The sequence below is a fragment of the Streptomyces argenteolus genome, assembly GCF_042902585.1.
Taxonomy (GTDB): domain Bacteria; phylum Actinomycetota; class Actinomycetes; order Streptomycetales; family Streptomycetaceae; genus Streptomyces; species Streptomyces argenteolus.
In genome coordinates this window covers 105,748-126,456 of the sequence record NZ_JBIBEG010000007.1, presented here as the reverse complement: position 1 = coordinate 126,456, position 20,709 = coordinate 105,748, and the positions used below count along the sequence as shown (strand labels likewise).

The window sequence follows — 20,709 nt, the reverse complement described above, 5'->3', positions numbered from 1 at the left end:
CCACACAACCCCGGGCCCCCCCCCCCGGGTGTCCTCCCCCAAAACCCTTCTCATGTTGGGCCCCCCCCGGTGGGGGGGACCCGCGGCCGCGGGGGGGGGGGGGGCCCCCGCCCCCCCCCCCCCGCCGCCCCACCCCTCTTCGTCCCCCCAGGGAGGCAGCCCGTGACCGCACACGCCGTTCGTACCGGAGTCTGGTTCATCGGAGCCCGGGGCTCCGTCGCGACCACCGCCACCGCCGGGTGCGCGGCGATCGCGGCAGGGCTCCATCCGCCGACCGGCATGGTCACCGAGACACCACCCTTCGCCGACAGCGCACTGCCGTCACTGACCTCCCTCGTCTTCGGCGGCCACGACACCCTGGACTGCCCCCTCCCCAAGCGGGCCGAGGCCCTGGCGGCCGGGGGAGTCCTCCCGCACGGGCTGCCGTCGGCCGTCCGGGCAGAGCTCGGCGCCGCCGACGCGGAGATACGGCCCGGTGGCCCCCTCCCGGGCGACACCCGTACGGACGACGAGCTCATCGCCGCCTTCACCGCCGACCTCGTGGACTTCGCCCGGCGCAACGAACTCGCCCGCACCGTCGTCATCAACGTCGCCTCCACCGAGCCCGCCCCCGGCGAGGACGACGCGCGGCTCCCCGCCAGCTCCCTCTACGCGGCGGCGGCGCTCCGCGCCGGATGCCCCTACGTCAACTTCACCCCGTCCACCGGGCTGCGCAGCCCGCGTCTCAGGGACGCCGTCGACTCCTGCGGACTTCCCCACGCCGGACGTGACGGCAAGACGGGACAGACGCTGCTGCGGTCCGTGCTCGCCCCGATGTTCGTCCAGCGCGCTCTGCCGGTGCGGGCGTGGTCGGGCACGAACCTCCTGGGAGGAGGGGACGGGGCCGCCCTGGCCGACCCCGCGGCGGCAGCCGCCAAGAACGCGGGCAAGGAACGCGTACTCGCCGACACGCTCGGAGCCGCTCCGGAGGGGGAGGTCCACATCGACGACGTCCCGGCGATGGGCGACTGGAAGACGGCGTGGGACCACATCGCCTTCGACGGTTTCCTCGGTTCCCGGATGATCCTCCAGACGATCTGGCAGGGCTGCGACTCCGCCCTGGCGGCGCCCCTGGTGCTGGACCTGGCCCGCCTGCTGGCCCGGGCGCACGAGGCGGGACTCAGCGGCCCGAGGCCCGAGCTGGGCTTCTACTTCAAGGACCCGGACGGCGGACCGTCCGCGCTCTCCGACCAGTACGCGGCCCTGCTGGCCTTCGCCGGTCGCCTGCGGGCCGCCCGGTGAGGCCGCTGCGGCTGCCGGCGGTGGCGACCGGCTCCCCCCGGCTGCCGGCGGGGTCACCGGCCACCGCCCCCTCGGTCGGCCTGTCCGGTGCGGGCGGGACTGCGCCCGCACCGGACAGGTCTCGCCCCCGCGCACGGCTGCGGGCCTGGGCGGAACTGCTCCGGGTCTCCGCGCTGTTCAGCGTGCCGGGCGACGCGCTCGCCGGTGCCGCCGCCGCGGGCCTGCGCGCCGGCCGGGGCACGGCTCTCGCGGTCGGCGCGTCGCTGTGCCTCTACGAAGCGGGCATGGCCCTCAACGACTGGGCGGACCGGGAGGAGGACGCGATCGACCGGCCGCACCGCCCCATCCCCTCGGGCCGCATCACACCGGGCGCGGCCCTCGGCGCGGCGGGCGCCCTGACGGCGGCGGGCCTGGCCCTCGCCGCCCGGGCAGGCAGGCCCGCACTGGCTGTCGCGGCCGGGCTCGGCGCCACGGTCTGGGCCTACGACCTGCACCTCAAGCACACGAAGCTGGGACCGGCCGCGATGGGCACGGCCCGGGCCCTGGACCTGCTGCTGGGGGCCGTGGCCACCGCCGCTCCCTCGGCCATCGCCCCCTCCGCAGGGCGGAGCCCCGGGGCGGACGACGCCGGCCGGGGGCCCGGTACCCCCGGCGCCGGACACGGGTCCCGTACCGCCGGCGTCGCGCTCGCGGACCGTACCGCGGGTGCCGGGCGGGGATCCCGTACCGCCGGAGGGGCGCTCGGGTCCCGTGCCGCGCTCGCGGGCCGCACCTCCGGTCGCCGCCGGGCCGCGCCACCCGCCGCACGCGCTCCCCGTGCCGTGTCCGCCCCCCGTGCCGCACTTCCCGCCGCCCTCGCACTCGGGGCGCACACCTACGCCGTCACCGCCGTCTCCCGGCACGAGGCCCAGGGCGGATCCACGAAGGTGCCGCTGGCCGCGCTCGCGGGAACGGCCGTGCTGGGGGCCGCCGTTCTGCGCGGCGGGCCGGCCGCGGGCGTGTCGTCGCCACCCCCCGCGCCGCCCGCACCCGTGACGGGGCCGCTCCTGCTCACCGCGTTCACCGGTGCCTACCTGCGCACCTGTGCGGTTCCCCTTCTCCACGCCGCCCTCAACCCCTCCCCGCCCCTCACCCAGCGCGCGGTCGGCGGAGGGATCCGGGCCATGATCCCGTTGCAGGCCGCCCTGGCCGCGCGGGCCGGGTCGCCGCTCGGCGGCCTCGCCGTCATGGGGCTCGTCCCCCTCGCCCGCGCGCTCGCACGGAAGGTGAGCCCCACATGACCCTCCGACTCGGCTACGGCACCAACGGCCTCACCGATCTCCGGCTGGACGACGCCCTCGGCCTCCTCGCCGACCTCGGCTACGACGGGGTCGGGCTCACCCTCGACCACATGCACCTCGACCCGCTCGCCCCGGACCTCGCCGAGCGCACCCGCAGGGTGGCGCGCCGGCTGTCCGGTCTGGGCCTCGGCGTCGCCGTCGAGACCGGGGCGCGATACGTCCTCGACCCGCGGCGCAAGCACGGCCCCTCCCTCCTCGATCCGGACCCCGAGGCCCGTGCCGCCCGCACCGGACTGCTCGTCCGCGCCGTCGAGGTGGCCGCCGGCCTCGGCGCCCACGCCGTGCACTGCTTCAGTGGCGTCACCCCGCCGGACACCTCCACCGACACCGCGTGGCAACGGCTGACCGGTGCCCTCACCCCGGTGCTGGACGCCGCCGCCCGGGAGGGTGTCCCCCTCGCCATCGAACCGGAACCCGGTCACCTCCTCGGCACCCTCGCCGGCTTCCACCATCTGCGCACCCTTCTCGGCGATCCGGAACCACTCGGGCTCACCCTCGACATCGGCCACTGCCAGTGCCTGGAACCCGAACCGCCGGCCGACTGCGTCAAGCAGGCGGCCCCCTGGCTGCGGCACGTGCAGATCGAGGACATGCGGCGGGGCGTCCACGAACACCTGCCGTTCGGTGACGGTGAGATCGACTTCCCGCCGGTGCTCGAAGCCCTCGCCGCCACCGGCTACGCCGGCCTCACCGTCGTCGAGCTTCCCCGGCACTCCCACGCCGGGCCCGAACTCGCCCGCGCGTCGATCGACTTCCTCCGCCGGGCCGCTCCGGGAGTGACGGGAGGAGACGCCCCGTGCTGACCACCCGCAAGGAACTCGACGACCGGCTGCGAGGCGCCGAACGCGCCTGGCTCGACGAGGCGCTCGCCGAGGCCGCCCACGCCGCCGGTCACCCCGGTACGGACAGCGGCACCCCTCCCTGGGAGCTGCGGTTCGCCTCCGCGGGCCGGCACTGCGGGCTCGAGAACGCCGACTCCGTACGCGCCCTCCTGCTCGTCGAGGCCCGTGCCGGCCTGTCCGCCGTCACCAGGCTGTACGAGCAGGGGACCGCCGCCGAACGCCGTGCCGTGCTCCTGACCCTGCACCGGCTGGACCTCGGTGCCACCGCGCTGCCTCTCGTCGAGGACGCCCTGCGCACCAACGACACCCGGCTGGTGGCCGCCGCCGTGGGCCCCTACGGCGCGGCCCACCTCGACGCGCACGGCTGGCGGCACGCCGTCCTCAAGTGCCTCTTCACCGAGGTCCCCGTCGAGGCCCTCGACCGGCTCGGCGAGCGAGCCTGCGGCGACGCCGAACTCGCGCGCATGCTGGGTGACTTCGCCGCCGAGCGCACCGCTGCCGGACGCGCCGTCCCGGCCGGCCTGTGGACGGTCCTCGACCTCACCGCCCCGGCGTCCGCCCCCGCCCCCACGGAGGAGTCCTGATGCGCATCTTCGACCCCCACATCCACATGACCTCCCGCACCACGGACGACTACCAGGCGATGTACGACGCGGGGGTACGCGCCCTGGTCGAACCGTCCTTCTGGCTCGGCCAGCCCCGCACCTCGCCCGCCAGCTTCTTCGACTACTTCGACGCCCTGCTCGGCTGGGAGCCCTTCCGCGCCTCCCAGTACGGCATCGCCCACCACTGCACACTCGCCCTCAACCCCAAGGAGGCGAACGACCCCCGCTGCACACCGGTCCTGGACGCCCTGCCGCGCTACCTCGTCAAGGACTCGGTCGTCGCGGTGGGCGAGATCGGCTACGACTCCATGACCCCCGCCGAGGACACCGCGCTCACCACGCAACTCCAGCTCGCCGCGGACCACGGCCTCCCGGCGCTCGTCCACACCCCGCACCGCGACAAGCTCGCCGGACTCCACCGCACCCTCGACGTCGTCCGCGAATCGGAGCTCGCCCCGGAGCTGGTCCTGCTCGACCACCTCAACGAGACCACCGTGCGGGACGCCCTCGACAGCGGCTGCTGGGCCGGCTTCTCGATCTACCCGGACACGAAGATGGACGAGGACCGCATGGTCACGGTCCTGAGGACCTACGGCACGGACAGGATCCTCGTCAACTCGGCCGCCGACTGGGGGAAGAGCGACCCGCTGAAGACCCGCAAGGTCGCCGACACCATGCTGAAGGCTGGATTCGACGAGGACGACGTGGACAAGGTGCTGTGGCGCAACCCCGTCGCCTTCTACGGACAGAGCGGAAGACTCCAGCTCGGCACCACCGCCCCCGAACCGCTCCACGAGGGCAACTCCATCCTCCGCGGCGGGGAGTGAGCCATGCGCTTCCGCCATCCCGACGGCTCCACCGTCCACCTCGCGTACTGCACGAACGTGCACCCCGCCGAGAACCTCGACGGAGTCCGCGCCCAGCTGCGCGACCACTGCGAGCCCGTGCGCAAGCGGCTCGGCCGGGACCGCATCGGCATCGGTCTCTGGCTCGCCAAGGACGCGGCCCGCGCCCTGATCAACGACCCCGCCGCGCTGCGCTCGCTGCGCGCCGAACTCGACCACCGCGGCCTGGAAGTCGTCACCCTGAACGGCTTCCCCTACGAGGGGTTCGGGGCCCAGGAGGTGAAGTACCGCGTCTACACCCCGGACTGGACCGACCCCGAGCGGCTCGCCCACACCACGGACCTCGCCCGGCTGCTCGCCGCCCTGCTCCCCGACGACGTCACCGAAGGCACCATCTCCACGCTGCCCCTCGCCTGGCGCACCCCGTTCGACGACGACCCGACGGCAGCCGGCACGGCGCGCAAGGCCCTCACCGTGCTCGCCCAGCGGCTCGACGCGCTCGCGGAGCTGACCGGCAAGTCCGTCAGGATCGGGCTCGAACCCGAACCCGGCTGCACCGTGGAGACCACCGCCGACGCCATCGGCCCCCTCACCGCGGTCGGTCACGACCGCATCGGGATCTGTGTCGACACCTGCCACCTCGCCACCTCCTTCGAGGACCCCGACCACGCACTCGACGCCCTCGGCGCCGCCGGCGTGCCCGTCGCCAAGGCCCAGCTCTCCGCGGCACTGCACGCCGAGCAGCCGCACCTGCCCGAGGTGCGCGCCGCTCTGGGGGCCTTCGCCGAACCCCGCTTCCTCCACCAGACACGCACGCTCACCGCATCGGGTCTGCGCGGTACCGACGACCTCGACGAGGCCGTCACCGGCGGGGCGCTGCCCGACGCCACCCCCTGGCGCTCGCACTTCCACGTCCCCCTCCACGCCCCGCCCGCGCCCCCGCTCACCTCCACGCTCCACGTCCTCCAGTCCGTACTGACCCGGCTCGTCGGCGGACCCGTGCCCCTCACCCGGCACCTGGAGGTCGAGACGTACACCTGGCAGGCGCTTCCCGCCGAACTACGGCCCCGCACCCGCGCCCAGCTCGCCGACGGCATCGCCGCCGAACTCACCCTCGCCCGCGACCTCCTCACCGACCTCGGACTGAAGGAGCTCCCGTGACCACATCCGGATCCGTCGCACACCCCACCCCGCTCCTCGTCCTCGACGTCGTCGGCCTCACCCCGCAGTTGCTCCAGCACATGCCCCACCTCCGGGCCATGGCCGGGTCGAAGGCACCGCTCTCCACCGTCCTGCCCGCCGTCACCTGCGCCGCGCAGTCCACCTTCCTCACCGGCACCACCCCCGCCGAACACGGCATCGTCGCCAACGGCTGGTACTTCCGTGAGCTCGGCGACGTACTCCTGTGGCGCCAGCACAACGGGCTCGTCGAGGGCGACAAGCTCTGGGACGCCGCACGGCGCGCCCATCCCGGTTACACCGTCGCCAACATCTGCTGGTGGTACGCGATGGGCGCCGACACCGACTGGACCGTCACCCCCCGCCCCGTGTACTACGCCGACGGACGCAAGGAACCCGACTGCTACACCCGGCCCCCCGCGCTGCACGACGAGCTCACCGAGAAGCTCGGTACCTTCCCCCTCTTCCACTTCTGGGGACCCGGCGCCGACCTCGTCTCCTCGCAGTGGATCATCGACGCCACCCGTCACATCCTCGCCACCCGCACCCCCGACCTGGCCCTCTGCTACCTCCCGCACCTCGACTACGACCTCCAGCGCTACGGCCCCGACGACCCCCGCGCCCACCAGGCCGCGGCGGACCTCGACCGGGCCGTGGCCCCCCTGCTCGCCGACGCGCGGGCGCAAGGCCGCACCGTCGTCGCGCTCTCCGAGTACGGCATCACCCGGGTCGACCGGCCCGTCGACATCAACCGAGCCCTTCGGCGCGCCGGTCTGCTGGAGGTCCACACCCAGGACGGCATGGAGTACCTCGACCCCATGGCCTCCCGCGCCTTCGCCGTCGCCGACCACCAGCTCGCCCACGTCTACGTACGCCGTCCCGAGGACCTCGAAGCGGCCAGGGAGGCCCTCGCGGACCTGCCCGGCATCGCGGAGCTCCTCGACGACGAGGGCAAGAAGGCACACCACCTGGACCACCCCCGCTCCGGCGAGCTCGTCGCCGTCGCCGAGAAGGACGCCTGGTTCACGTACTACTACTGGCTCGACGACGCCCGCGCACCGGACTTCGCGCAGCTCGTCGAGATCCACCGCAAACCGGGCTACGACCCGGTGGAGCTCTTCATGGACCCCCAGGACCCCTACGTCCGGGTCAGGGCGGCCTCGGCGGTCGCCCGCAAGAAGCTCGGCATGCGCTACCGCATGGCGGTCGTCCCGCTGGACCCCTCACCTATTCGCGGCAGCCACGGCCGCCTCCCCACGAGCGACGACGAAGGTCCGCTCATCCTCTGCTCCACCCCCCACGCGTTCACCGGCCGAGTCCAGGCCACCGAAGTGAAGTCCCTGCTCCTCCAGCTTGCCGGACTGCACTGACAATCCGCCCCGCCCGCACACGACAGGGAGATTCGTGAACATGAGCCGCACCCCGAAGGACCCCGAGCTCGCGCGCAGACTCAGCCGCCGCAACGTCCTGGGCGTCGCCGCCGGAGCCACCGCCGCCACGCTCCTGGGCGGTGCCACCGCGCAGGCGTCGAGCCCGCAGGGCGTCCAGGGCAAGGGGAAGGGCCGTCCCGTCCTGCCGCCCGGCCGCCTCGGCATCCAGCTGTACAGCCTCCGCGACAAGGTGTCCACCCTCGGCTTCGCGCCCGTCTTCGCCGAGCTGGAGCGATACGGCTACGACGAGATCGAGTTCGCCGGCTACACCCAGGGCTCGGCGGGCGCCATCACCCTGGCCCAGCTCAAGAGGCTCGCCCGGGACCACGGGCTCAACCCCATCGGCAGCCACGTCGGCTACTACGACGACAACAACCCCGGCGCCTACACCTTCGCCCAGAACCTCACGAAGGTGCTGGACGAGGCCGAGGCCCTCGGCCTGAAGCACATCGGCACCGCCTCCGGGCCCTTCCGCTACGGCTCGACGGTGGACGGCTGGAAGCGCGCCGCCGACGACTTCAACACCTACGGCGCCGCCGCCCGCAGACGCGGCATGAAGTTCTACCAGCACAACCACGCGGAGGAGTTCAGCTTCGCGACCGACAAGCCGGACGTCCGCCTCTACGACGTCCTGCTCGCCGAGACCGACCCCGATCTGGTCTACCTGGAGATGGACATCTACTGGGCCTTCGCCGCCCAGTTCCGCTTCGGCAAGCGGGCCGACGGCACCCCGGCCCCCTTCAACCCCATCGACTACGTGCTCGAACAGCCCGAGCGCTACCCCCTCTTCCACGTCAAGGACGGCACCAGGGACGACACCGCCCGTGACGGCTACCGCATGACGGACGTCGGCGACGGGGACATCGACTACAAGAACTTCCTCAGCCGGGTCACCACCCGCACGCGGCACGGCCGCACCTACCACCACTGGCAGACCGAGCACGACAACCCGGTCGAGTCGTTCGCCTTCGCCCGCAAGTCCAGCGAGCACCTGCACGCCCTGCGCGAGGGGCGCTGCGGCGACTGAGACCTGACCGCACACACGCAGGGGGCCCGGTTCCAGGAACCGGGCCCCATGCGTATGGCGCGATGTGCGGTCAGTCGGTCTCCCGTATCGGCGTGGGAGCGGGCTTCACCAGCGCGTTGCCCTTCCGGTCGCGGCCGGGTGCCGCGAGGAACAGGGCGAGGAACCCGGCGACGAACGAGATGCTGCCCGCCAGGATGAAGGCACCGTAGAGCCCCCAGGCGTCGACGACCACGAAGCCCATCCCCGCTCCGAGTCCGGAGACGAGCTTGGAGCTGTAGACCATGCCGTAGTTGGTGGCGTTGTTGTTCTCCCCGAAGTAGTCCGCCGTCATCGCCGCGAACATCGGGAAGATCGCCCCGCCCCCGAAGCCCGAGATCGCGGAGAAGAGCAGGAAGAGCGGCAGGCTCTTCATCTCGGCCGCCCAGATGATGCCGAACTGGGCCAGCCCCAGGATGACGCAGACGTGGAGCAGGCACTTCTTGCGCCCGTAGAGGTCGGAGAGCCAGCCGATGACGCCGCGTCCGGTGCCGTTGACGATGGCCTTGAGCGACATCGCCGTGGCCACGATCCCGGCGGCGAAGCCGGCGTCCTGGCCGATGTCGACCTGGAAGGCGATGCCGAAGATGTTCACACCGGAGGTACAGGCGAGGCAGCACCACATCAGCGCCACCCGGCCGGTCCTCCAGGCCTCGCCGGGGGAGTACTGCTTGATCGCCGGAGGGTTCTTCTCCAGGGCGCGGCGGGCCCGTGGGTCCTCGGGCGGGTTGAGCGGATCGACCTGCGCGGGCCACCAGTTCTTCGGCGGGTCCCGGAAGAAGAAGCCGGCACAGGCCACGAGCGCCGCGAGGAAGACACCCACCGAGACCAGGACCCACCGGAAGTTGGTGATGTCCATGAACCCGGTGAAGAGGAAGACGAACGGCACCGAACCGTAGGCGAAACCGCCGTTGACGAAACCCGTCTTCCCGCCCCTGCGCTCCGGATACCACTTGCCGACCATGTTGACGCAGGTGGCGTACACCATGCCCGCGCCCATACCGGAGAACACACTGAAGCCGATGTACGCGAAGATCACGTGCGGCGCGTACGCCAGGGAGAGGTAGCCGAGGAGGGTGCCCGTCGCGCCGAGCATCATCGCCCAGCGGGCCGGCAGCCTGCCGGTCTCCCGGAGCCTGCCCGCGGGCATCGCCACCGCGGCCTGGAAGAACACCCAGACGGTCATCATCCAGTAGATGTGGCCACTGTTCCAGTTGTGCGCGTGGTGCAGCGTGTCCTCCGCCGACGCGAAGGCGTACTCGGCCGAGCTGATGCCCATCATGCCCACCCACGGCAGGATGACCATCCACTTGCGCTTGCGGCCCATGATGTCGATGTCGCTCTCGCCCAGCCGGTAGGTGCGGCCGTTGGCGTCCGTCACCTCCCTGAAGGGGACGGATGTGGTGAGGTCTGTTGTCGTCATTGTCGATCGAACCCCTTGCGTGGAAGAAGTCTGGCCGGCGCCCCCTGCCCGTTCTCACTTCGCGCGGGGGTCCGCGGCCTCGCGCGGCACGCCGCGGACCCCGTGGTTCGAGCCGTCGTCATCAGGTCATCGGCCACCACCCAACAGTCCGGCCGCCCTTGCCCACCGGTACTTCGCGCCGAGCACGGCGACGGGCCTCTCCGTGGTGTACGGATAGGCGACGACGCCCCGCTCGAACAGGTACGCGCACGCCTCCTCCACCTCGGTGTCCCCGGCGAGCGACGCCACCACCGGCTTCTCGATCCCGCGTGCCCGGAACTCCTCCACCACCCGGGCGGTGAGCTCGGCGAAGACCATCGGAGGAGTGACGATCGTGTGCCAGTAGCCCAGGACCAGGGCGTGGATCCGCGGGTCCTCCATCCCCAGCCGGATCGTCGCCTCGTACGTCGACGGAGGCTCCCCACCCGTGATGTCGACCGGATTCCCCGCCGCGCCGAACGGGGGGATGAACGCCTTGAACGCGGTGTCCAGATCCGGGGGGATCTCCATCAGCGAGAGCCCGTTGTCGACGATCGCGTCCGACAGGAGCACCCCCGAACCGCCTGCCCCCGTGATGATCACGACGTTGTCGCCCTTGGGCGCCGGGAGGACGGGCAGCGCCCGCGCGTACTCCAGCATGTCGTTCAGCCCCGGGGCGCGGATGACTCCCGCCTGACGCAGGATGTCGTCGTACACCGCGTCGTCCCCGGCCAGCGCGCCCGTGTGGGAACCCGCCGCCCTGGCACCCGCGCTCGTACGCCCCGCCTTCAGGACCACGACCGGCTTCCTCGGCACCGTCGCGCGGGCAGCCTCCACGAAGGCGCGCCCGTCCTTGAGGTCCTCCAGATGCATCGCGATGCACTCGGTGTGGGGGTCCTCCCCGAACCAGGTCAGCAGGTCGTCCTCGTCGATGTCGGACTTGTTGCCGAGCCCGACGATCGCCGAGACGCCGGTCTTCGTCGACCGCGCGAAGCCCAGGATCGCCATCCCGATGCCGCCGGACTGCGAGGTCAGTGCCACGGGGCCCTTGACGTCGTACGGGGTGCAGAACGTGGCGCAGAGGTCCTGCCACGTCGAGTAGTAGCCGTAGATGTTCGGTCCGAGCAGCCGCACGCCGTACTGCTCGCCGATGGCCACGATCTCGTCCTGCAGGGCCTGTTCACCCGTCTCGGCGAAGCCGGACGGAATCAGCACGGCGTTCGGGATCCCCTTGCGGCCCACCTCCTGGAGCGCCGAGGCAACGAACTTGGCGGGGATCGCGAAGACCGCCACATCCACCTCACCGGGAACGTCGGTGACACTCTTGTACGCCTTGCGGCCGAGAATGTCATCGGCCCTGGGGTTCACCGGATGGATCTGGCCCGCGAAACCACCGTCGATGAGGTTGCGCATCACCGAATTGCCGATCTTGCCCTGCTCGTTGGAGGCACCGATGACCGCGACCGAACGCGGCTCCATCAGCCGCCGCATCGACACGAGGATCTCCTCCCGGCTGTACCGGCGCCGTGGCTTCACCTCCTCGGTCGACAGCAGGATCCGGATGTCCGCCGCCACGGCCCCGTCCGGCGACGCGATGACCGGGTTGAGGTCCACCTCCGCGATCTCCGGGAAGTCCGTGACGAGGTCGGAGACCCGCCGGATCTGCTCGGCCAGCGCCCACCGGTCCACGGCCGGAGCGCCCCGCACCCCCTTGAGGATCTCGGCCGCGCCGATGGAGTCGAGCATGGAGCTCGCCTCGTCCGCCGTCACCGGCGCCAGCCGGAAGGTGATGTCCTTGAGGACCTCGACCAGGACCCCGCCGAGACCGAACGCCACCACCTTCCCGAACGTCGGGTCCGTGACCGCCCCGACGATGACCTCCGTGCCCGGTGGCACGAGCTGCTGGACCTGCACACCCTCGATCCGTGCGTCCGGTGCGTAGGCCTTCGCGTTCTTCACGATGGAGCAGAAGGCCGCCCGCACCTCCTGCGCACCCGAGACGCCGACCACCACACCGCCCGCGTCCGTCTTGTGCAGGATGTCGGGGGAGACGATCTTGAGGACCACTGATCCGCCGAGCCGGTCGGCCAGTGCCACCGCCTCGTCCACGTCCCGGGCCAGGCCCTCTCCCGGCACCGTGATTCCGTACGCGTCGGCGATGATCTTCCCCTCCGGCGCGGTGAGCGCGGCGCGCCCCTCGCTCCGGACGCGGCCGAGCAGCGCCCTCACGCGTTCCCGCTCCTGTGTCTCGACTGTTGTGGCCATGCTCAGATGACTCCGTTCGTCTTCAGCAGCCGCAGTTCCTCGTCGCCCAGGCCGAGTTCGCCGACGTACACCTCCGCGTTGTGCTCGCCGAGCAGCGGGGACGTGACGATGTCGACGGGGGAGTCGGACAGCTTCAGCGGGCTGCCCACCGTGGTGAAGGTGCCTCGCTGGGGGTGCTCGACGCGGACCACCATCTCGTTGGCGACGAGTGACTCGTCCTCCACGATCTCCCTGGTGGAGAGGATCGGGCCGCACGGGATGTTGTGCGCGTTGAGCTGCTCCAGGACCTCCCACTTGGGGAGCGTCGACGACCACTCCTCGATCAGCTGGAACATCTTGTCGAGCTTCGGCAGCCGGGCCTCCGGGGTCGCCCACTCGGGGTCCTCGGCGAGTTCGGGCCGGCCGATGAGCGCCGACAGGGGCTGCCAGCCGACCGGCTGCACGATCACGTACACGTAGTCGTTGGGGCCGCCCGGCGCGCACTTCACCGCCCACCCGGGCTGGCCGCCGCCGCTGGCGTTGCCGCTGCGCGGCACCTCGTCGGCGTCCGCCGTGTCCCGCGCGTTCGGGTACTCGGCGAGCGGCCCGTGCTCCAGCCGCTGCTGGTCGCGCAGCTTGACGCGGCAGAGGTTGAGCACGGCGTGCTGCATCGCGACGTTGACCCGCTGCCCCCGCCCGGTGTTCTCGCGCTGGAACAGGGCGGCGAGGATGCCGGCCACCGCGTGGATGCCGGTCCCCGAGTCGCCGATCTGGGCGCCGGTCGCGAGCGGCGGTCCGTCCGCGAAGCCGGTGGTGGCCATCGAGCCGCCCATGGCCTGCGCGACGACCTCGTACGCCTTGAAGTTGGTGTACGGCCCCTCGCCGAAGCCCTTGATGGAGGCGTAGACGATCCGCGGGTTGATCTCCTGGATCCGCTCCCAGGTGAACCCCATGCGGTCCACCGCGCCCGGACCGAAGTTCTCCACCATGACGTCGCTGCGGCGGATCAGCTCGGTGAGGATCTCCTTGCCGCGCTCGCTCTTGGTGTTGAGCGTGATGCTCCGCTTGTTGCAGTTGAGCATCGTGAAGTAGAGGGAGTCGACGTCGGGCAGATCGCGCAACTGCCTGCGGGTGATGTCCCCGCCCGGCGCCTCCAGCTTGACCACGTCCGCCCCGAGCCAGCCGAGCAGCTGGGTGGCGGAGGGACCGGACTGTACGTGCGTCATGTCGAGGACGCGCACGCCCTCAAGAGCTTTGGTCATGCCAACGGCTCCTCTGCTACTTGTACATGGTCTGGTTCATCGTTCCGGGGGCGTACGCGTCCGGGTCGACCCAGACGTTGATCAGCGAGGGCAGCCCCGACTCCCTGGCCCTGCGCAGGGCGGGTGCGATGTCGGCGGGGTCGCGCACCTCTTCGCCGTAACCGCCCAGCATCTGGGCGAACTTGTCGTAGTGGACATCGCCCAGGGTGTTCCCGATGCGCTCGCGTTCGTCGCCGTACTTGGCCTTCTGGCCGTAACGGATCTGGTTCATCGAGGAGTTGTTGCCGACGATGCCGACGAAGGGAAGGTTGTAGCGGATCAGCGTCTCGAAGTCCCACCCGGTGAGGGAGAACGCGCCGTCCCCGAACAGCGCCACCACCTCCTTGTCCGGGCGGGCCTGCTTGGCCGCGAGCACGAAGGGCACCCCGACGCCGAGCGTGCCGAGAGGGCCGGGGTCCATCCAGTGACCGGGGGTGCGGGGCTGGACGACCTGACCGGAGAAGGTGACGATGTCGCCGCCGTCCCCGATGTAGACGGAGTCCTCGGTCAGGAAGTCGTTGATCTCGCTCACCAGCCGGTACGGGTGGATGGGCGAGGCGTCCGACTTCAGCTGGGGCAGCCGCTTCTCGATCGCCGTCTGCTCGGCGGCCCGCAGCTCGTCCAGCCAGGCCTTGCGCAGGGCCGATCCGCCGTTGAGACGTCCGCTCGCGGCCTCGGTCACCGCCTTCAGCACGATCGACGCGTCACCCACGATGCCGAGGTCGATGTCGCGGTTCTTGCCGACGGTGCGGTAGTCGAGGTCGATCTGGACGACGGTGGCGTCCGGGGAGAGCCGCTTCCCGTAGCCCATCCGGAAGTCGAAGGGCGTTCCCACGATCACGATGAGGTCGGCGTTGGAGAACGCGTAGCGCCGCGAGAGCTGGAAGTGGTGCGGATCGCCCGGCGGCAGGGTGCCCCGGCCCGCGCCGTTCATGTAGGCCGGGATGTTGAGGGTGCGCACGAGTTCGGTGGCCGCGTCCGTGGCCCGGGTCGTCCAGACCTGGCTGCCCAGCAGGATCGCGGGCTTCTCCGCGTGGACCAGGAGATCGGCGAGCTTCTCGATGTCCGCCGGGTCGCCGGCCGCGCGGGTGGACGCGCGGTACAGGCCCGCCTCGGGAACCCGCGCCCTGGCCGCGGGCACCTTCGCGTCGAGCACATCGCGCGGGATCTCCAGGAACGAGGGCCCCGGCGCCCCGTGGTAGCACTCCCGGAAGGCCATCGACACCATGTCCGCCGCCCGCGCGGTGTCCGGCACGGTGGCCGCGAACTTGGTGATTGGCGTCATCATGTCGACGTGCGGCAGGTCCTGGAGCGAGCCCATCTTGTGCTGGGTGTGCGCTCCCTGACCACCGATCAGGAGCATCGGTGACTCGGCGCGGAAGGCGTTGGCGACCCCGGTGACCGCGTCGGTCGTCCCCGGCCCGGCGGTGACGACGGCGCACCCCGGCTTGCCGGTGATCCGGGCGTAGCCGTCGGCGGCGTGCGCGGCGACCTGCTCATGGCGTACGTCGACGACCTCGATGCCCTCGTCGACGCAGCCGTCGTAGATGTCGATGATGTGGCCGCCACAGAGGGTGTAGATGCGTTCCACCCCCTCCGCCTTGAGTGCCTTGGCGACCAAGTGCCCACCGGAGATGAGGTTCTGGCTGTCCTGGCTGTCCTCGGGCATGGCGATGTCCTGTCCCTTCGTAGGGGAGTGCGGGAGCCGCTCCGCCGCTTTCGCGGTACATTGCATACAGTCGACGAATACTGTATGAAGCTTGTTATCCCGCATCCGGTGGGTGGTGTCCAGGGGGCGTGCGGCACTTTCACAATCGGCACGATCGGGAGTGGCTATGGATCTGTACGAGCACCAGGCAAGGCAACTCTTCGCGGATCACGGCATCGCCGTGCCGGACGCCGAGGTCGTGAACCACCCCTCGGAGGTCGCCGCCGCGGCCGAACGGCTCGGCGGCCGTGTCGTCGTCAAGGCGCAGGTCAAGGTGGGCGGCCGGGGCAAGGCGGGCGGGGTGAAGCTCGCGGCGGACCCGGCCGCCGCCGTCGTCACCGCACGCCAGATCCTCGGTACGGACATCAAGGGCCACGCGGTCCGCTCGGTGATGCTCGCCCAACCCGTGGAGATCCAGGAGGAGTTCTACGTCAGTTACGTCCTGGACCGGGCCGCCGGCACCTTCCTCGCCATCGCCTCGGCCGAGGGAGGGATGGACATCGAGGAGGTCGCGGCCACCTGCCCGGACGCGGTCGTACGCATCCCCGTCGACCCTGCGGAGGGAGTCACCGCCGCCACCGCCGCCCGCATCACCGAGGCGGCCTCGCTCCCGGCCGGGGTCGCGCCCGTGCTCCAGGCGCTGTGGCGGGTCCTCACCGAGGAGGACGCTCTGCTGGTCGAGGTCAACCCGCTCGTGCGCACCACGGACGGCCGGATCCTCGCGCTGGACGGAAAGGTGACGCTCGACGACAACGCGGCCTTCCGGCAGTCCCGTTGGGGCGCGGACGCCGCCGATCCGCACGGGGACCCGCTCGAGGCGGCAGCCGCGGCCAAAGGACTGAACTACGTGAAGCTCGACGGCGAGGTCGGCATCATCGGCAACGGCGCGGGCCTCGTCATGTCGACCCTCGACGTGGTCGCCGGCTGCGGGGCCCGCCCCGCCAACTTCCTCGACATCGGAGGCGGCGCCTCCGCACGTGTCATGGCCGACGGCCTCACCGTGATCCTCTCCGACCCCTCGGTGAAATCCGTCTTCGTCAACGTCTTCGGCGGGATCACCGCGTGCGACGCGGTCGCCGAGGGGATCGTCCAGGCCCTCGACTCCGTCCACCTGACCAAGCCCCTGGTCGTGCGCCTCGACGGCAACAGTGCCGCGCGGGGCCGCGCGATCCTCGACGAACGTGCGCACCCGATGGTCCAGCAGGTCACGACGATGGACGGCGCAGCCGGCCGGGCAGCCCAACTGGCCCTGGGAGGGCACTGATCATGGCGATCTTCCTCAGCAAGGAGAGCAAGGTACTCGTCCAGGGCATGACCGGCGCCGAGGGGATGAAGCACACCCGGCGCATGCTCGCCGCGGGCACCCAGATCGTCGGCGGCGTCAACCCGCGCAAGGCGGGGCGCGGCGTGGACCTCGACGACCGCACCGTCCCGGTCTTCGGCTCGGTACGGGAGGGCATGGAGGCGACCGGCGCCGACGTCACGGTCGTCTTCGTCCCGCCGCCGTTCGCCGAAGCGGCCGTCGTGGAGGCGGCGGACGCGGGCATCGGCCTCGCCGTGGTCATCACGGAGGGCATTCCCGTGCACGACGCGGTGTCCTTCCACGCCCACGCGAGGGCGCGCGGCACCCGCATCCTGGGCCCCAACTGCCCCGGTGTGATCAGCCCCGGTCAGTCCAACGCCGGCATCATCCCGGCCGACATCGCGCCGAAGCCGGGGCGCATCGGGCTGGTCTCCAAGTCGGGAACCCTCACCTACCAGCTCATGCACGAACTGCGCGAGACCGGCTTCTCGACGGCCGTGGGCATCGGCGGGGACCCGGTGATCGGCACGACCCACATCGACTGCCTGACGGCCTTCGAGAACGACCCCGACACCGAACTCATCGTCCTGATCGGCGAGATCGGCGGCGACGCGGAGGAACGCGCCGCGGCACACATCGCCCAGCACATCACCAAGCCGGTGGTCGGCTACATCGCCGGCTTCACGGCCCCCGAGGGCAAGACGATGGGTCACGCGGGAGCCATCGTCTCGGGCTCCTCCGGCACGGCGGCGGCGAAGCAGAAGGCACTGGAAGCTGCGGGAGTGGCAGTGGGCGCCACCCCGACGGAAACGGCCCGCCTGGCGGAGGAGAGGCTGCGCGGCTGACAACCGGCCTGTCGGGCGGTGCGGGACCCGCGCCGGGAGCAGAGCCGCACACCCCGCCCGCCCCGCCCCGCCCGTACCGCCACCGCACCCCCGCCCCGCCCGCACCTCCGCACCGCCCCCGCCACCCGCACCCCCGCCCCAGTCACCCCGCACCCTCAGAGCGGAGACCCCATGACCAAGGCACCCCCACCCGCACCCCCCGCCCCCACCCCTCTCATCCTCAAGCCGGGCACCGCCTGGCAGGACGCCTGGAACCGCTGCCTGGCCGCCGCCCCCGAGGCATTCCAGGACACCCGCGTCCACAACCTCTGGGCCGCCGCCTGGCACCCCGACGGCCGTACTCTCCCTGCCACCAGCCCCGTGGACGGCACCCCCGTCACGGGCCCGCCCCGGCTCGACGCCCCGGCCGCCCGGCACGCCGTACGCGCGTCCCTCGACGCCCACCGGGCCTGGCGCCACGTCCCGCTGCCCGAGCGCCGCGCCCGTGTGTCGGCGACCCTCGACGCCCTCACTGAACACCGCGAGCTCCTCGCCCTGCTCCTGGTCTGGGAGATCGGCAAGCCCTGGCGTCTCGCCCAGGCCGATGTGGACCGGGCGATCGACGGCGTCCGCTGGTACGTCGACCAGAGCGACCGGCTCCTGGCCGGCCGCACCCCCCTCGCGGGCCCCGTCTCCAACATCGCCAGCTGGAACTACCCCATGTCCGTGCTGGTCCACGCCATGCTCGTACAAGCCCTGGCCGGCAACGCCGTGATCGCCAAGACACCCACCGACGGCGGAGTCGCCTGCCTCACCCTGGCCTGCGCGCTCGCCGCCCGCGAAGGCATCCCCTTGACCCTCCTCAGCGGCAGCGGCAGCGAACTCTCCGAACCCCTGGTCCGGGCGCCGGAGATCGGCTGCGTATCGTTCGTCGGCGGGAGGGACACCGGCGCCTGCATCGCCACGGCCGTCGCCGACCTCGGGAAGCGGCACATCCTCGAACAGGAGGGCCTCAACACCTGGGGCTTCTGGAACCACACGGACTGGCAGTCCTTCTCCGCCGTGGTCCCGAAGCTCTTCGACTACGGCAAGCAACGCTGCACCGCCTACCCCCGGTTCGTCGTCCAGCGCACCCTCTTCGCGGACTTCCTGGCGGCCTACCTCCCCGCCGTACGCTCCCTCCGCACCGGGCACCCCCTCGCGGTGGAACACCCCTGCGACCCGCTCCCCGCCCTGGACTTCGGTCCGCTGATCAACGCCACCAAGGCCAAGGAACTGCACGACCAGGTCACCGAGGCGATCGACCGCGGGGCCGTCCCCCTCCATCAGGGATCCGCCGCGGACGCACGCTTCCTCCCAGGCCAGGACACCAGTGCCTACCTCCACCCGGTCACCCTCCTGAACCCGCCGCCCTCCTCACCGCTCCACCACGCCGAGCCTTTCGGCCCGGTCGACACGATCGTGCTGGTCGACACCGAGGCCGAACTCCTCGCCGCCATGAACGCGTCGAACGGCGCCCTCGTCGCCACCCTGTCCACCGACGACCCGGCGACCTACGAGCGGCTCGCCCCGCAGATCCGGGCCTTCAAGACCGGACACGGCAAGCCCCGTTCGCGGGGTGACCGTGAGGAGCTCTTCGGCGGCTTCGGGGCGTCCTGGCGCGGCGCGTTCGTGGGCGGCGAACTGCTCGTGCGTGCCGTGACCGAAGGGCCGGGGGAGGAGAGGCTGCCGGGCAACTTCCCGGACCACCACCTCATGCCGTAACCACGGCGGTCAGGCGATCCCCTGCCGGTCCGGGCACAGGGCGAACGCCCGCCCCGCCGCCTCGGGCACCGTGCGCTCCACCGCTTCGACCAGGAGCGCACGGTGCCTGAGCAGCGGTTTCCCGCGCTCCTCGGGGGCCAGGAGCAACAGATCGTCCAGACCCGCCAGGAACCGCCGCGTCACCTGCGGGCTGGACGCCGCGCACCCACGGATCTCCTCGAACGCCAGATCCACGAGGTCCGTCCACCCCGGCACCTCCTGGATCAGCCGCACCTCGCCCCGTCGGTCCCGGTGGTGCAACGGGCCGAGCGGCAGACGCACCGCGACGGAGAGGAACTGCACGATGCGGTCCAGGCACTGCACCGCCGTGGTCGGGTCGTTCACCGAGGACGAGAGGGCACGCAGCGCGATGTCCGACAACTGCCGCAGCCCGAACGCCGGATCCTGGTACAGGCTGCGCTCGACCCCGACCAGGACCGCACGCCGCAGGGCGCCCGGTGGCGGCGGGGTGCCGCCGTGCACGGTCAGCACGGGGGTACCGGGCACCAGGAAGTCCCCGGCGCGGGGCACCAGGCGCAGCACCACCCCGTGCCGTCGCGCGGCCCGCACCAGCCGTGCCACCCGCACGCTCCGCAGCACTCCGGCCCGGTCCCGGTGTGCGGTCCGCGCTGTCTCCGGACCGAGCTCCGGCGCCCGGTCCGGCTCCTGCGGCTGACGCTTCAGGGCGTCGAGCGACTCACGGGTGATGTGGTCGAGGACCGGGCCGACCTGCATGAGCCGCAGGGTGGACGAGACGTAGGCGACGAAGAGCAGCAGGCTCAGGCCCACGAGGCCCAGGGTGAGCAGGCTCTGCACCAGGGGCACCGACGTCACCCGCCGGGGGTCGGGGGCGGCTCCGCCCTCGTACGAGGTCAGCACGAGCAGCGAGAAGGCGAAGGTCGCCAGGAACACCGTCAGGGTGAGTTTGCTGATCCTGCTTCGCACGAAGATCCGGACCACCCGCGGGGTGAGCTGCCCGCTGGCCATCTGCACCGCCACCAGGGAGATGCTGAACACGACGCCGATGAAGGTCATCATGGCCGCGCTCACCGTGGTGACGATCGTCCGCGCGTCCCCGGCGAAGGCGAGCAGGTCCTCGATCTCCTGGTACGCCCCCTCCTCCCGCAGATACGTGACGATCCTGGTGTCCAGCTCGGAGAGGCCCCACCAGATGACGAAGGCGGCCAGCAGCCCCGAGACCGGCGTGAACCAGAAGGTGTCCCGCAGCCGCTCCCGGAGCAGGGACGGCGAAGCCGGCGAGGACAGCGCGGGGAACGGCCGACGGGCGTGTGCGCTCCCGCCGCTCGGGACACTCTTGCCACTCATGCCCGCGAAGGTAGCCCGGCGCGACTGAGCGTACACGGCACGCCACGGTACGTGCGCATGTCGGCGTCAGGGGCGCGCGGAAGCGCCCGCACCCCACTGACCACCGAAAACGCAGGTGAGAGGCACCCCAAACCCCTGGTATTGTTTTCTTTGTCGCCACGGGGAACACCCCGG

General features: G+C 71.7%; 16 protein-coding genes. 11 read left to right on the top strand and 5 right to left on the bottom strand.

Going from position 1 to position 20,709, the window contains the following annotated elements:
* The first annotated feature begins 162 nt into the window (after positions 1-162).
* From ACFY8O_RS24180 to ACFY8O_RS24145, 8 genes are read left to right on the top strand one after another with little or no spacing between them, the layout of a single operon-like run.
* Entirely contained in the window at positions 163-1,281 is a 1,119-nt protein-coding gene (locus ACFY8O_RS24180; protein ID WP_387905608.1) for an inositol-3-phosphate synthase, read from the top strand.
* A 20-nt stretch (positions 1,282-1,301) separates the two neighbouring features.
* Positions 1,302-2,561: an SCO3242 family prenyltransferase gene (locus ACFY8O_RS24175; protein ID WP_449341826.1), complete on the top strand. Its 1,260-nt coding sequence runs from the start codon at positions 1,302-1,304 to the stop codon at positions 2,559-2,561.
* On the top strand, positions 2,558-3,424 hold the full coding sequence (locus ACFY8O_RS24170) for a sugar phosphate isomerase/epimerase family protein (RefSeq protein WP_387905603.1): 867 nt from the start codon (positions 2,558-2,560) through the stop codon (positions 3,422-3,424). Before ACFY8O_RS24175 ends, ACFY8O_RS24170 begins: the two co-directional genes overlap by 4 nt.
* A complete protein-coding gene (locus tag ACFY8O_RS24165; RefSeq protein ID WP_387905601.1) occupies positions 3,418-4,047 on the top strand; it encodes an EboA domain-containing protein in 630 nt (209 codons plus the stop codon). The genes ACFY8O_RS24170 and ACFY8O_RS24165 overlap by 7 nt, the downstream gene beginning before the upstream one ends.
* Positions 4,047-4,895: a TatD family hydrolase gene (locus tag ACFY8O_RS24160; protein ID WP_145811758.1), complete on the top strand. Its 849-nt coding sequence runs from the start codon at positions 4,047-4,049 to the stop codon at positions 4,893-4,895. Before ACFY8O_RS24165 ends, ACFY8O_RS24160 begins: the two co-directional genes overlap by 1 nt.
* Before the next feature lie 3 nt (positions 4,896-4,898).
* Complete coding sequence (gene eboE / locus ACFY8O_RS24155) at positions 4,899-6,074, top strand: metabolite traffic protein EboE (RefSeq protein ID WP_387905597.1); 1,176 nt, start codon at positions 4,899-4,901, stop codon at positions 6,072-6,074.
* Positions 6,071-7,462, top strand: coding sequence for a nucleotide pyrophosphatase/phosphodiesterase family protein (locus tag ACFY8O_RS24150; RefSeq protein ID WP_387905594.1), 1,392 nt, complete (start codon positions 6,071-6,073; stop codon positions 7,460-7,462). The genes eboE and ACFY8O_RS24150 overlap by 4 nt, the downstream gene beginning before the upstream one ends.
* 40 nt (positions 7,463-7,502) lie before the next feature.
* Positions 7,503-8,549 (top strand): sugar phosphate isomerase/epimerase family protein, encoded by a 1,047-nt coding sequence (locus ACFY8O_RS24145; RefSeq protein ID WP_145811764.1) that lies wholly within the window; start codon positions 7,503-7,505, stop codon positions 8,547-8,549.
* 70 nt (positions 8,550-8,619) lie between these two features.
* On the opposite strand, the gene ACFY8O_RS24140 is transcribed toward ACFY8O_RS24145, so the two are convergent.
* The 4 genes from ACFY8O_RS24140 to ACFY8O_RS24125 all read right to left on the bottom strand — a co-directional run bounded on the left by ACFY8O_RS24140 (position 8,620) and on the right by ACFY8O_RS24125 (position 15,240).
* Entirely contained in the window at positions 8,620-10,008 is a 1,389-nt protein-coding gene (locus ACFY8O_RS24140) for an OFA family MFS transporter (RefSeq protein ID WP_387905590.1), read from the bottom strand.
* A 126-nt stretch (positions 10,009-10,134) separates the two neighbouring features.
* Complete coding sequence (locus ACFY8O_RS24135; RefSeq protein WP_387905587.1) at positions 10,135-12,291, bottom strand: acetate--CoA ligase family protein; 2,157 nt, start codon at positions 12,289-12,291, stop codon at positions 10,135-10,137.
* 2 nt (positions 12,292-12,293) lie between these two features.
* Positions 12,294-13,532, bottom strand: coding sequence for a formyl-CoA transferase (frc, locus tag ACFY8O_RS24130; RefSeq protein WP_145811770.1), 1,239 nt, complete (start codon positions 13,530-13,532; stop codon positions 12,294-12,296).
* A gap of 16 nt (positions 13,533-13,548) precedes the next feature.
* On the bottom strand, positions 13,549-15,240 hold the full coding sequence (locus ACFY8O_RS24125; RefSeq protein WP_387905583.1) for a thiamine pyrophosphate-binding protein: 1,692 nt from the start codon (positions 15,238-15,240) through the stop codon (positions 13,549-13,551).
* A 166-nt stretch (positions 15,241-15,406) separates the two neighbouring features.
* On the opposite strand from ACFY8O_RS24125, the gene sucC reads away from it, so the two are divergent.
* The 3 genes from sucC to ACFY8O_RS24110 all read left to right on the top strand — a co-directional run bounded on the left by sucC (position 15,407) and on the right by ACFY8O_RS24110 (position 19,170).
* Entirely contained in the window at positions 15,407-16,543 is a 1,137-nt protein-coding gene (gene sucC / locus ACFY8O_RS24120) for an ADP-forming succinate--CoA ligase subunit beta (protein WP_387905580.1), read from the top strand.
* Between the two features lie 2 nt (positions 16,544-16,545).
* Complete coding sequence (gene sucD / locus ACFY8O_RS24115) at positions 16,546-17,427, top strand: succinate--CoA ligase subunit alpha (protein ID WP_387905578.1); 882 nt, start codon at positions 16,546-16,548, stop codon at positions 17,425-17,427.
* A 171-nt stretch (positions 17,428-17,598) separates the two neighbouring features.
* The gene (locus ACFY8O_RS24110) at positions 17,599-19,170 is read left to right on the top strand and encodes an aldehyde dehydrogenase family protein (protein WP_387905575.1); all 1,572 of its coding nucleotides are present in this window, start codon (positions 17,599-17,601) and stop codon (positions 19,168-19,170) included.
* A gap of 9 nt (positions 19,171-19,179) precedes the next feature.
* On the opposite strand, the gene ACFY8O_RS24105 is transcribed toward ACFY8O_RS24110, so the two are convergent.
* Complete coding sequence (locus ACFY8O_RS24105; protein WP_387905572.1) at positions 19,180-20,535, bottom strand: DUF2254 domain-containing protein; 1,356 nt, start codon at positions 20,533-20,535, stop codon at positions 19,180-19,182.
* Between the last annotated feature and the right edge of the window lie 174 nt (positions 20,536-20,709).